This is a genomic window from Xanthomonas vasicola pv. musacearum NCPPB 4379, from assembly GCF_000277895.2.
GTDB classification, from domain to species: Bacteria; Pseudomonadota; Gammaproteobacteria; order Xanthomonadales; family Xanthomonadaceae; genus Xanthomonas; species Xanthomonas vasicola.
On record NZ_CP034655.1, the window covers coordinates 3,700,001 to 3,712,439 of the forward strand.

Annotated in this window: 14 protein-coding genes (1 of these 14 only partly in view); 10 read left to right on the forward strand and 4 right to left on the reverse strand. The window is 65.0% G+C overall.

Annotation, left to right across the window (positions count from 1 at the left end; translation table 11 throughout):
• Positions 1 to 151 carry the 5' end (the start) of a tyrosine--tRNA ligase gene (tyrS, locus tag KWO_RS17085; protein WP_010374689.1) on the reverse strand. Its footprint begins 1,061 nt before the window's first position, so 151 of the gene's 1,212 nt are visible here — the first part of the coding sequence; its start codon is at positions 149 to 151; the stop codon falls past the left edge of the window.
• 170 nt (positions 152 to 321) lie between these two features.
• Here tyrS and KWO_RS17090 point away from each other — a divergent pair, with 170 nt between their 5' ends.
• A complete protein-coding gene (locus KWO_RS17090; protein WP_010374695.1) occupies positions 322 to 1,740 on the forward strand; it encodes a M23 family metallopeptidase in 1,419 nt (472 codons plus the stop codon).
• 383 nt (positions 1,741 to 2,123) lie between these two features.
• Entirely contained in the window at positions 2,124 to 3,257 is a 1,134-nt protein-coding gene (locus KWO_RS17095; RefSeq protein ID WP_010381985.1) for an anhydro-N-acetylmuramic acid kinase, read from the forward strand.
• 41 nt (positions 3,258 to 3,298) lie between these two features.
• On the opposite strand, the gene KWO_RS17100 is transcribed toward KWO_RS17095, so the two are convergent.
• From KWO_RS17100 to KWO_RS17110, 3 genes are all read right to left on the reverse strand, one after another.
• The gene (locus tag KWO_RS17100) at positions 3,299 to 3,526 is read right to left on the reverse strand and encodes a hypothetical protein (protein ID WP_003489057.1); all 228 of its coding nucleotides are present in this window, start codon (positions 3,524 to 3,526) and stop codon (positions 3,299 to 3,301) included.
• 58 nt (positions 3,527 to 3,584) lie between these two features.
• Positions 3,585 to 4,880, reverse strand: coding sequence for an AmpG family muropeptide MFS transporter (locus KWO_RS17105; protein ID WP_010381983.1), 1,296 nt, complete (start codon positions 4,878 to 4,880; stop codon positions 3,585 to 3,587).
• 319 nt (positions 4,881 to 5,199) lie between these two features.
• Positions 5,200 to 6,000 (reverse strand): exodeoxyribonuclease III, encoded by an 801-nt coding sequence (locus tag KWO_RS17110; protein ID WP_010381978.1) that lies wholly within the window; start codon positions 5,998 to 6,000, stop codon positions 5,200 to 5,202.
• A gap of 121 nt (positions 6,001 to 6,121) precedes the next feature.
• On the opposite strand from KWO_RS17110, the gene pyrE reads away from it, so the two are divergent.
• The 8 genes from pyrE to KWO_RS17155 all read left to right on the forward strand — a co-directional run bounded on the left by pyrE (position 6,122) and on the right by KWO_RS17155 (position 12,284).
• On the forward strand, positions 6,122 to 6,781 hold the full coding sequence (gene pyrE / locus KWO_RS17115) for an orotate phosphoribosyltransferase (protein WP_010381976.1): 660 nt from the start codon (positions 6,122 to 6,124) through the stop codon (positions 6,779 to 6,781).
• Between the two features lie 22 nt (positions 6,782 to 6,803).
• A complete protein-coding gene (locus tag KWO_RS17120) occupies positions 6,804 to 7,484 on the forward strand; it encodes a hypothetical protein (RefSeq protein ID WP_042504360.1) in 681 nt (226 codons plus the stop codon).
• A 115-nt stretch (positions 7,485 to 7,599) separates the two neighbouring features.
• Entirely contained in the window at positions 7,600 to 8,397 is a 798-nt protein-coding gene (locus KWO_RS17125; RefSeq protein ID WP_010374718.1) for a ParA family protein, read from the forward strand.
• Complete coding sequence (locus KWO_RS17130; RefSeq protein WP_010374720.1) at positions 8,397 to 9,326, forward strand: ParB/RepB/Spo0J family partition protein; 930 nt, start codon at positions 8,397 to 8,399, stop codon at positions 9,324 to 9,326. The genes KWO_RS17125 and KWO_RS17130 overlap by 1 nt, the downstream gene beginning before the upstream one ends.
• Positions 9,327 to 9,361: 35 nt before the next feature.
• Positions 9,362 to 9,670, forward strand: a complete 309-nt coding sequence (locus tag KWO_RS17135) for a helix-hairpin-helix domain-containing protein (RefSeq protein WP_010381973.1) — start codon at positions 9,362 to 9,364, stop codon at positions 9,668 to 9,670.
• A gap of 204 nt (positions 9,671 to 9,874) precedes the next feature.
• Positions 9,875 to 10,840 carry an SDR family NAD(P)-dependent oxidoreductase gene (locus KWO_RS17145; protein ID WP_010381966.1) on the forward strand — a complete coding sequence of 322 codons (966 nt, stop codon included), beginning with the start codon at positions 9,875 to 9,877 and terminating at the stop codon, positions 10,838 to 10,840.
• 380 nt (positions 10,841 to 11,220) lie between these two features.
• Complete coding sequence (locus KWO_RS17150) at positions 11,221 to 11,943, forward strand: glycosyltransferase family 2 protein (protein ID WP_003489074.1); 723 nt, start codon at positions 11,221 to 11,223, stop codon at positions 11,941 to 11,943.
• On the forward strand, positions 11,943 to 12,284 hold the full coding sequence (locus KWO_RS17155) for a lipid-A-disaccharide synthase N-terminal domain-containing protein (protein ID WP_010374733.1): 342 nt from the start codon (positions 11,943 to 11,945) through the stop codon (positions 12,282 to 12,284). The genes KWO_RS17150 and KWO_RS17155 overlap by 1 nt, the downstream gene beginning before the upstream one ends.
• Positions 12,285 to 12,439 lie beyond the last annotated feature (155 nt).

Consider the following 12,439-nt stretch of genomic DNA (forward strand, 5'->3'; position numbering starts at 1 on the left):
GGCCCAGGTGCAGATCCGGCGCGGTGGGATCGAAGCCGGCCTTCACCCGCAATGGCATGCCTGATTTCAGCCGTACTTCGAGCTGATCGAGCTTGAGGATCTCTTCAGCGCCACGGCCGATGAGTGCGAGGGATTCTTCGATAGTGGCCAACCACAGACTCCAGCGGCGCTTGCCGTCAAAAACGTGAATTATGTTAAACGCGAGTTAATTTTGCGCCAAACGAAAATAATGAACAGGCTCAATGGTTTGACGCGCTGTTACAGGCTCTCTATGGTACCGGCGATTGGGCTCGCACTTCGAGCCAGTTAGGAATTTGAACGATGCAGAATTCAGAGCAGGGCCGTGCACGCAAGCGGCGCTTTCAAGAACGCCTCCACGTCCTCCACGACACTGCACTGCATCGCAAGCTCAAGGCGCATCTTCCGGCAGCATTCAACGACCGTTGGACCCGCCGCCATTGGATCCATGCCAGCCTGTTCGCCACGATCGGCGCGCTAGTTGCCACGATTGTGCCGGGCTTCTCCAGCGCGATCGACACACCGCTTTCCAGCCCTTCCACGCTGGCATTGCCGTTGCCGCCGCTGCTGCCCAGCCGAAAGCAGCTGGCGCCGAGTACCGATTGGGAAATTCTGCAGGTCAAGCCAGGCCAGACGCTGAGCACCTTGTTCGGCGAGCTGGGGATTCCGACCACGGTGATGTATCAGGTGCTGGCGCATCCCGGCACCAAGGAGGCGCTGACCAAGCTGCGTCCGGGCGCAGAGATCGCTTTCGATATGCCGACACCGGGGCAGTTGCGCGCACTGCGCTTTGATCGCGACGACAGTCATCGGGTGGAGCTGCGCCTGCTGGGCGACAGCGTGCGCGAGAACGTCACCGAGCGCGCGACCACCACGCGCACGGTGGTGGCTAGCGGCGAGATCAGCAGTTCGCTCTATGCATCGGCCAACAAATCTGGGCTATCGCCAGCGGCGGTAGCGATCATGACCGACGAGATCTTCAAGTACGACATCGACTTCGACAAAGATCTGCAGCCCGGCGACCGTTTCAGCGTGGTGATGGATGAGACCTGGCGCGAAGGCGAGCGGATCAGCACCGGCGACATCCTGGCGGCAACGTTCACCACTGGCGGCAAGACCTACACCGGCTTCCGCTTCGAGCGCGCCGGCAAGCCGGCCGAGTACTTTGATATCAATGGCCGGCCGCTGAAGAAAAGCTTCATCCGCATGCCGGTGGCCTATAGCCGGATCAGCTCCACCTTCGGTGCGCGCATGCATCCGGTACTGGGGACCATGCGCATGCACAAGGGCGTGGACTACGCGGCCGCCTCGGGGACGCCGATCATGGCGGCTGGCGATGCGCGGGTGGTGTTTGTCGGCACCCAGCGCGGTTACGGCAACGTGGTGATCCTGGATCACGGCAAGAACTACAGCACCCTGTACGGGCACATGTCGCGCTTCGGCAAGATCAAGGCCGGGCAGCACATCAACCAGGGCACCGTGATCGGCTATGTCGGCATGACCGGCATGGCCACCGGACCGCACCTGCATTATGAATTCCGCGTGGCCGGGCAGCAGCGCAACCCGATGTCGGTGACGATGCCGCCACCGGAACCACTGCAGGGCGCCGAGCTGGCGGCCTTCCGTGCGCAGACGGCGCCAGCCATGGCGCGCATAGAAGGGATGGAGAAGCTGATCTACGCCGATGCGGGCAAGCCTGCCAATGGCAAGTCGCGCGGCTAATTGCGTGCGGCTGAGCAACTGCGCCGGCCGTTGAGGTGGTTGCACAGTGCAAGGTCCGCCGAAGCTGACATCGCGTGCAGTGATGACGCGCGGCGAGCTGCCGTGCGGGCACTTGCTGCAACCAACTATGCGCAATGACGGCCCGACTTCGCGCACACGGTGTTGGGCCTGACCTGTCGCCCCGCATGCCGTGAACGCGTTCATTAGAGATGCCTGCGGCTTGCGGGCAATCTCGAAGCCTCCCCCGATCGGCGGCAACGCGCGTAGCGCAGGTACCGGTGCCGCGGTGATTTCCCGCTGCGCATCTATTTCCAGATGCAAGACGAGTTGACGGACATGGCACAGCTGCACAAGCTGGCCGACCGTGCATATTTGGCCTCGGCATGCCTGTCCTGGAACACGTTGACTCCCCTCTTTATCTGGGCCTGATGTCGGGCACCAGCGCCGACGGCATCGATGCGGCACTGGTACGCTTTGCCGATGACACCCACCGCCGCTGCGAATTGGTGGCCGGGACGACGGTGGCGTGGGAGCCGCAGTTGCGCGAGACCTTGGTGGCGCTCGGCCAGGGCGCCGAGACCGTGGCCATCGATGCGCTGGGGCAGTTGGATGCGCAGGTGGGGCTGGCATTCGCGGCGGCGGCCAATCAGTTGATCCGCGACAGCGGCGTGGCGCGCCGGCAGATTCACGCGATCGGCTCGCATGGGCAAACCATCCGCCACCGGCCAAAGGCCGACCCGGCCTTCACCTGGCAGATCGGCGATGCCAGCCGAATTGCCGAGCACACCGGCATCACCACGGTGGCCGATTTCCGCCGTCGCGACGTGGCCGCCGGTGGCCAGGGCGCGCCACTGATGCCGGCCTTCCATCTGGCCATGCTGGGCGCAGGCGACGAAGACCGCGCCGTACTCAATCTGGGTGGGATCGGCAATCTGACCTTGATTCCGCGCGATGGCGCGGTGCTGGGATTCGATACCGGCCCGGCCAATGCGCTGCTGGACAGCTGGTGCCAACGCCATCGCGGCACGTCGTTCGATGTCGATGGCGCGTTTGCGGCCAGCGGGCGCGTCGATGCAGCGGTGCTGCAGACGCTGTTGGCCGATCCGTGGTTTGCGTTGCCACCGCCCAAGAGCACCGGGCGCGAGCAATTCCATCTGGACTGGGCCCTGCAGGCGATGGGCAGCGCGACGCTGGATGCCGCCGATGTGCAGGCGACCTTGCTCGAACTCACCGCTGCCAGCGTGGCCGATGCCTTGCTGCGGCTGCAGCCAACCACGCGTCGCGTGCTGGTCTGCGGCGGCGGCGTGCGTAACCCGGTGCTGTTGGCGCGACTGGCGGCGCGGCTGCCGGGCGTGGTGGTGGAATCCAGCGCGCGCCACGGACTGGACCCGGATTACCTGGAAGCGATGGGCTTTGCCTGGTTGGCAGCCGAGCTGCTGGCCGGGCGCGCAGCCAATCTGCCTTCGGTGACTGGAGCGGCCGGGCCACGGTTGTTGGGAGCGATCTATCCGGCGTGAGCCGGTCGGTCTATTCCAGGCTCGATGGAGCGACTGCAGCGCTAGGGATTATTTCCCGCCGGCAGCGCCTTGAGCGCGGCGATCGCTTCGGCCAGGGCATCGACCTCCGGGTGCTGCAGGCCGCCAGTGACCTCGTATTCGCTGGCGAACAGGCCTTGTTCGAGCAGATGCATGACGGTCTGGTGCTGGGTCCAGCCACGTGCGACGGAAATGCGGCGAATACGGTCTACCAGCACCGGGTCGATGTCACGCAATACCAAATCGGTCATGCCCTGCCTCGTGCAATGCGCTGCCCCGCGGACATCATCGGCAACCTTTGCGGACGTTTCAATCCGGTCGTCTGTCGTGCGCCAACAGCCGCGGCCACAACCAAGCCAGCAGCATCAGGGTGGGAATGACGGTCAGGGCGCTGAGGATGAAGAACGTGCTGTACGAAGTCGCCTGGACGAGGAATCCGGACACACCACCTGCGAACTTGCCCGGCAGATTGGCCAGCGAGACCAGCAACGCGTACTGGGTGGCGGTGAAGTTGCGGTCGGTCAACGAAGACATGAAGGCCACCAGCACCGTGGCGGCAAACCCCTGGAACAGGTTATCGGCGCTGAGCGCGGCATAGAACGCCCACAGCTTACCGGGGTTGTGCGCCATCAGCAGGAACGCCAGGTTGGATAACGCCACACCCAACGCGGCTACCAGCAACATGCGCCGGAACCCGAACGCGGCGATTGCGGCACCGCCAGCGAAGGCACCGACGATGCCCATCCAGACGCCGAACAGTTTGGAGACGGTGGCGATATCGGCTTTGGTGAAGCCCGAATCCAGGTAGAACGGCCCCGCCATGACGTCGATCACTTGGTCGGGAAACTTGTACAAGCCCACGAACAGCAGCAGCACGACACCCATCGCCAGCCCATTGCTGGAGAAGAAACTGGAAATCGGCTGCCAGAAGGCGCCGACCACATCGATGCGACGCACCACGGTCGCCTCGGGACGGTCGGGCTCGCGGCACAGCAAGGTGGTGACGATCGGCACCAGCATCAGTGCGGCCATACCCACGTACGCCCACGTCCAATCGAGGTATTGGGCCATGTACAACGCGCCTGCACCGCCCAGGATCAGGCCGATGCGGTAGCCCAGCGTGTAAGTTGCCGCTAGCGCGGCCTGCGCGGCATCCGGAGCGATTTCGATGCGGTAGGCATCCACCACCGAGTCCTGGGTGGCACCCCAGAACGAGGCAAACAACACCCAGCCCACCAAGCCCGTAACGCTCAGATCCGGGCGCGAAAATGCCAGCGCGAACAGGCCGATGGTGACGCCGATCTGCGCCACCAACAGCCAGGAACGACGACGCCCCAGAAACGCGGTGAGCGGAAACGCATAGCGGTCGATCAGCGGCGCCCACAGAAACTTGAGCAGATAGAAGAAGCTGGCCAGGCTGATCAAGCCGATGCTGCCCAGGTCCAGCCCCACGTCGCGCAAGCGGGTCGACAAGGTCTGCGAGGCGATCAGCAGGAACGGAAGACCACTGCCGAAGCCGAGCAGCGCCATGGTCGCCGCCGATGGCGTGGCGAAGGCGCGCTGGATGCCGCGCCAGCCTTTATAAGTGGATGCGGGCTTGGTCATGCGTCAAACCGGTGAGAACGAACGCCGGTAGCTGTGGCGGGCAAGGCAGACTGCGCCGCTGCGTGCAGCGCGCCGTCGACAACAACCATCGCCGCCGAAGTCATGCCTGCGACGGTGTGTGCGGCATCGCCACGACGCTGGGCCGTCCCGAAGAGAAACGCCTTGCTCGCCATCGACAGACCGCGTGATGGCGTCTGAGAGCCACCGCGCGAGCTGCATTGCCCGAAGCGTGGCCGAATGGCGATGCTGCCAGCAAGGCTGTCGCCTTGTTCAGTAAAACGCTGGCGCGATGTTGCGCAAACCACTGACCTCGCCTGTCTCACTGCGCGTAATCCACGATGTAGGGCGCGTGGTCGGAGAAGCGCTCTTCGCGGTAGATCGAGCAGGCCTTCAAGGTGTCGCGCAGGCCGGGGGTGACCAGTTGGTAGTCGATGCGCCAACCGACATTGTTGGTGCGCGCAGCGCCGCGGTTGCTCCACCAGGTGTAGTCCTGGCCTTGTGGATGCAGCACGCGGTAGCTGTCGACCCAGCCGCGGCCTTCGGCGGCGTTGGCGTCTTCTGGCACGTCGGCGCACAGGCCGTTGAGCCAGTCGCGCTCGGGCGGCAGGCAGCCGGAGTTCTTCTGGTTGGATTTCCAGTTCTTGATGTCCAGTGCAGTGCGCACGATGTTCCAGTCGCCGCACAGCACGTACTGGCGGCCACTGGCCAGCCATTCGTCCAGGATTGGCCGCAGCCATTCCATTACCTGGAACTTGTAGCCCTGGCGCAACTCGCCCGAGGAGCCGGAGGGAATATAGAAGGACACCACGCTGAGGTTGCCGAAGCGCGCTTCGATATAACGGCCTTCTTCGTCGAACTCGGGCCAGCCCAGCGCGGTACGCACCTCATCGGGCTCGTGCCGGCTGTAGATCGCCACGCCGCTGTAGCCCTTCTTGGTGCTGGCGTCGCGGAACCAGGCCTTGTAGCCGGTGGGCAGGAAGTCGGGCCCGGCCAGTTGGTGCTCCTGGGCCTTGGTCTCCTGCACGCACAGTACGTCGGCGTCCTGGGCGGCGAACCACGCGAAGAATCCCTTGCTGGCGGCCGAGCGCAGGCCGTTGGCGTTGAAACTGATGATGCGCATAGGGGCCGGGAATGGGAAATTGGGGATGGAGAATCGTAAAGCCTACCCCAGGCGCATGCGGAAGGCTGCCGGCGCGCGATGCGTTTACCATTCCCGATTCCCTATTCCCCATTCCTGGCCAATGACCGACCACCGCACCCGTTTCCTGCAGCTGGCCCTGGGCGCCGATGCCCTGCGCTTTGGCGAGTTCACGCTCAAGTCCGGGCGACTCAGCCCGTACTTCTTCAATGCCGGGCGCTTCGATTCGGGCGTCAAGACCGCGCAGCTGGCGCAGTGCTATGCCGATGCGATCGATGCGGCCGGGGTGGACTTCGACCTGTTGTTCGGGCCGGCCTACAAGGGCATCCCGTTGGCGACCGCGCTGGCGTGCGCCTATGCCGGGCGCGGGCGCGACCTGCCGCTGGCGTTCAACCGCAAGGAAGCCAAGGACCATGGCGAAGGCGGCACCCTGATCGGCGCGCCGCTGGCCGGGCGCAAAGTGTTGATCGTCGATGACGTGATCACCGCCGGCACCGCGATCCGTGAGGCGCTGGGGATTATCCGCGCCGCAGGCGGGGTTCCGTCGGGCATCGTGGTGGCGCTGGACCGCCAGGAGATCGCCTCCGAGCAGGATCGCCGTTCTGCCGCTCAGGCAGTCGCCGCCGAGGCCGGCATTCCGGTGATTGCGGTGGCAAACCTGGGCGACCTGCTTGCTTTTGCGGCAAGAAACGCCGACCTTGTGGACTTCCGGGAACCGCTGTTGGCCTATCGTGGCCGCTACGGGACCGACACCACAGGCTGACGGCAGGCGACAGGGGGCTGCGATGATGCCAATACACACACGTTTGGCGTTATTCGCCGCCATCGCGGCAAATGTCGCTGCGACATTTGCCGTTGCCGTACCGGCCGGTGCGCAAGACAAGGCGACAGCCAAGAAGCTGTATTGCTGGAACCAGAACGGCGCCCGTGTGTGCAGCGATACGCTGCCGCCGGAGGCAGTGAACCAGGCGCGTGACGAATTCAACGCCAAGAGCGGTATGCGCAGCGCCGAGGTGCAGCGCGCGATGAGCAGCGACGAGCGCACTGCCGCCGCGGCCAGCGAGCAGCAACGCCAGGCCGATCTGGCCGCCGAGCAGATGCGCCAGCGCACCGACCAGGCCATGTTGATGTCCTATCAGAGCGAGGACGACCTGCGCCGGGTGTTCAACGAGCGCATCGTCATCGTCGACAACAACATCCATACCGCGCGCTTCAACGTGACCAGCCTGCGTGAGGGGCTGGCCAGCATGCTGCGTAGCGCCGGCGACCGTGAGCTGGCCGGACAGGCGGTGGCCGACAAGCTGGCAGCCGACATCCAGCAACGCCATCGCGATTTGATGGCGCAGTTGCGTCTGCAGACCAGCTTCGAGCAGCAACGGGTGGCGCTGGACAGCGAGATCGCCGACATCCTGCAGCGCTACCGGGCCATGAAGGAGCCACCCGGTGGCGCCTCGCCCACCGGTTGACCGACGCCTGCGTCATTCCCGCCCGTGCGGCGTACCGCCGCGGGCGGCATTTCCCGATCCGACGCCCTGCCCGCATAATGGCCGGTCTTACTCTTCGCCCACGAGGCTCTCCCGCATGGCCCGGATCATCGCCATTGCCAACCAGAAAGGCGGCGTCGGCAAGACCACGACCGCAGTCAATCTGGCGGCCGGCCTGGCGCGCGCGCCCAAGCGTGTGTTGCTGGTGGATCTGGACTCGCAGGGCAACGCCACCATGGGCAGCGGCATCGACAAGCGCGATGTGGCCGCCTCCACCTGCGATCTGCTGCTGGGCGAAAACACCGCCGCCGAGATTCGGGTGACCGCGCCGGAAGGCTTCGACCTGCTGCCGGGCAACATCGACCTGACCGCCGCCGAGATCCAGCTGATGGACCAGGGCGAGCGCGAACAGCGGCTCAAGCGAGCATTGGCGCCGATCCGCAACGAATATGACTTCATCCTGATCGACTGCCCGCCGGCGTTGTCGCTGCTCACGCTCAATGCGTTGACTGCGGCCGATTCGATCATTGTGCCGATGCAGTGCGAGTACTACGCCCTGGAAGGGCTAACCGCGCTGCTGGAAACCATCGAAGCGCTGCGCGCCAACCTCAACCCGGAGCTGGAAATAGAAGGCGTGCTGCGCACCATGTTCGACATCCGCAACAACCTGGCCAATGCGGTGTCGGCGGAGTTGACCGAGCATTTCGGCGACAAGGTGTTCCGCACCATCGTGCCGCGCAACGTCCGCCTGGCCGAGGCACCCAGCCATGGCCAGAGCATCGTCGGTTACGACCGCACCTCGCGTGGTGGGGTGGCTTACCTCGGGCTGGCCGGCGAGATCGTGCGCCGCCAGAACGACCGAAATAAGACCTACCGGCCGGTGGAGACCGTCTGATGAACAAGCCGATGCCCGCAAAGAAGCGTGGCCTGGGCCGTGGCCTGGAAGCGCTGTTGGGACCGAAGGGCGCGGCCGCCGCCGCAGCGCCAAGCGCCGCCAGCGAAGACGCGTTGCAGCCGGGCGACAGCTTGCGCCAGTTGCCGGTGACCCAGTTGCAGCCGGGCAAGTACCAGCCGCGCCGGGAGATGGACGAGGTCAAGCTGGCCGAGCTGGCGGAGTCGATCAAGGCCCAGGGCGTGATCCAGCCGATCGTGGCGCGCGCGCTGGCGCCGGGGCAGTTCGAGATCGTGGCTGGCGAACGCCGCTGGCGCGCCTCGCAGCTGGCCGGGCTGACCGAGGTGCCGGTGGTGGTACGCGAGCTGGACGACCGCACCGTCATCGCGATGGCGCTGATCGAAAACATCCAGCGCGAAGACCTCAATCCGTTGGAAGAAGCGCAGGCGCTGCAGCGGCTGATCGACGAATTTTCGCTGACCCATGCCGAAGCCGCCGGTGCGGTGGGGCGTTCGCGTGCGTCGGTCTCCAACCTGCTGCGGCTGCTGGAATTGCCGGTAGCGATCCGCGTGCTGCTGGAAACCCGCCGCCTGGAAATGGGCCATGCGCGTGCGCTGCTCACCCTGGCGCCGGAACTGGCCAGCAAGCTGGCGCAGGAAGCGGCCGACCAGGGCTGGTCGGTGCGCGAAGTCGAACATCGCGCACAGCAGTTCGCCGCCGGCAAGGTGCCCGGCTCGCTGCGCAAGGGCAAACCGGCACCGGTGGCCCCGCAGGCCGATATCGCCTCGCTGGAAACCGAACTGTCCGAGTCGCTGGGCACCAAGGTGGTGTTCAATCACGGCCGCGGCGGCAAGGGCAAGCTGGTGATCCATTACACCGATCTGGACACGCTGGACGGTGTGCTCGAACGTCTACGTCTGCAGCGCAGCTGATCGCTGTTGCGCATCCAACTGGATCCTCGCCGGCCATGAATCCCGCCAAGGTGGACCGCCAGCATCTGCTGCAGCTGACCGACCTGCCCAACGTCGGGCTGGCCTGCGAAAAGGATCTGCACCTGATCGGCATCCGCGTGCCTGCGCAGCTGCGCGGTCGTGATGCCTACGACATGCATGCACAGCTGTGCCTGCGCACCGGCGTACTGCACGACCCATGCATGATCGATGTGTTCCTGTCGATCCTGCGCTTCATGGACGGCGAGGCGGCGCAGCCGTGGTGGAAGTTCAGAGCCGAACGCAAGGCCAAGCTTGCCAGCGAAGCACCGCTCGCCCTGCGGTGAACGAACACGCATGGCGCGCTGCAGCCTTTACCCGGAGCACCGCATGAGCTGCTACCAGTGCGAATCACGCCTGACGCGCTGCGCATCGCAGGCGCGTCAACAGCATCAAAGCGCCGACGCCGTACGCGGCGATGTCTGCGGCGCGCCGCACGTGCAGATCAGTTGCGCCGGCCTTTTGTTTCCGCATTTCCCAGGATCACAGCCATGACCATTCTCGTCACCGGCGCTGCCGGCTTCATCGGTGCCTACACCTGCCGCGCGCTGGCGGCCCGCGGCGAGACGGTGGTGGGGTTGGACAACTACAACAGCTACTACGACCCGCAGCTCAAGCACGACCGCGTGGCGGCGCTGTGCCCCGGCCTCGATATCCGCACGCTGGACCTGACCGATCGCGATGGCCTGGCTGCGTTGTTCGATGAGATCCAGCCCACACGCGTGGTGCATCTGGCTGCGCAGGCAGGCGTGCGGTATTCGCTGGAGAACCCGTCTGCCTACGTCGACAGCAACCTGGTTGGCTTCGTCAATATGCTCGAGCTGTGCCGGCACCGCGGCGTGCAGCACCTGGTGTACGCCTCCAGTAGCTCGGTGTACGGCGATTCGGCTACCCCGCCGTTTTCCGAAGACCAGCGCGTGGATCAGCCGCGTTCGTTGTATGCGGCGACCAAGGCGGCCAATGAACTGATGGGCTACACCTACGCGCAGCTGTACGGCCTGCGTGCGACCGGGCTGCGCTTTTTTACCGTATACGGGCCGTGGGGCCGGCCGGACATGGCGCCGTTGATCTTCAGCCGCGCGGTGCTGGCGGGGCGGCCGATCGAGGTGTTCAACCACGGCAAGATGCAGCGCGATTTCACGTTCGTCGACGACATCGTGGCCGGCGTGCTGGGCGCGCTGGATACGCCCGGCAGCGAGCCGGTGCCGCACCGGGTGTTCAACCTGGGCAACCACACGCCGGTGGAGCTGGAATACTTCATCGACGTGATCGCGCAGGCCGCAGGCCGCCCGGCCGAGAAGGTCTACCGGCCGATGCAGCCGGGCGACATGATCCGCACCATGGCCGACACCCAGCGCGCGCGGGCCGCCTTCGGGTTCGATCCGGCCACCCCAGTCGAGCGTGGGTTACCGCAGGTGGTGGCTTGGTGCCGGCAGTATTTCGGCGAGCGCGCCTAGGGCTTGTCGGGAGTCGATAGGGTTGGGCGCGTTTGTGGTTGATTGGCGTGCGCGGCGTAGGGTGTTGCGCCACGGCCCGGGCTGCGGGCTGGGCTACGATGTTGCGGGGACCGTGACGCCTATTTTCGCCCTTGCAGCATCTGATCGCGTGCGGCGAACAGAGCAAGTCGCGGCGCAAGACTCCTGCACGGCTGCGCCGAAATGCACGATGTGCCCACTCACCCACGCAGTGTGACTCTCTCTGGTACGCGCCACACGCTCCAGACCGCTTCCCGATCGCTCCGATTCGCATAACGCATGCTTGCTTCATGCCTGACTCAGAGAGTCAGGGCACAATGCGCGATCTTTTCGCTCAGCCTTCATCCGGCCACCCTGCATCCATGAGCCAACCTCAGCTGTCCGTCGTCGTCCCGGTGTTCAACGAGCGCGATAACGTCGCCACGCTGGTGGGCGAAATCGTCAGCGCCCTGCGCGGCGTGGTGGCCTTCGAAATCGTGTACGTCGACGATCATTCGCGCGACGACACGCTGGCAGTGCTGCAGGGCCTGAAGAGCACCACGCCGGAACTGCGCGTGCTGCATCACGTCACCCAGAGCGGCCAGAGCACGGCGGTGCGCAGCGGGGTGAAGGCCGCACGCGCCAGCTGGATCGCCACGCTCGATGGCGACGGCCAGAACGATCCGGCCGACATCCCCAAGCTGCTCATCGCGCGCAGCCAGGCGCAGGCGCAGGTGAAGCTGTTCGCCGGCTGGCGGGTCAATCGCCAGGATTCCGGCTCCAAGCGCTGGGCCAGCAAGTGGGCTAACGCGATCCGCTCGCGCATGCTGCGCGACAACACGCCCGACACAGGATGCGGCATCAAGCTGTTTGAGCGTGAGGCGTTTCTGGACCTGCCCTACTTCGACCATATGCACCGCTACCTGCCGGCGCTGATGCAACGCGCCGGCTGGCGTACGGTGAGCGTGCCGGTCAACCATCGCCATCGCACCGCTGGCGTCTCCAAATACAACAATCTCAATCGCGCCCTGGTCGGCATCCGCGACCTGCGCGGTGTGGCGTGGCTGATCACCCGCAGCAAGCGCACCGTGGTGCAGGAACGCTGATGGATCCGTCCTTTCTCGACCAACCACTGACCTGGCTTTACTGGACCGGGATCCACGTCACCGGCTGGAAGCTGATCGGCTATGTCGGCGCGCTGATGTTCGGCGGCCGCTGGCTGGTGCAGTTCGTGGCCTCCAAACGCGCCGGCAAACCGGTGATTCCGCGCTTGTTTTGGTACATGAGCGTGGTCGGCAGCCTGATGACGCTGAGCTATTTCGTGTTTTCGGCGAAGCAGGATTCGGTGGGCGTGCTGCAGAACCTGTTCCCGGCGTTTACCGCGTTTTACAGCCTGTATCTGGATGTGAAGCATCGCGGGTGGAAGCGGGATCGGGCGGGTCATTGAGGCGGGGATTGGGGGTTCCGATCTTTGATCCGTAACGTCTGGTCTGGATGTTTGTTTAATGATGATCGATGGTCGCTGATGCACGTCATGGCGCGTTGATGCGATCCGGTTGCATGTGCCGATGCAGATGCATTCCTGGACCAAATCTTTGGGCG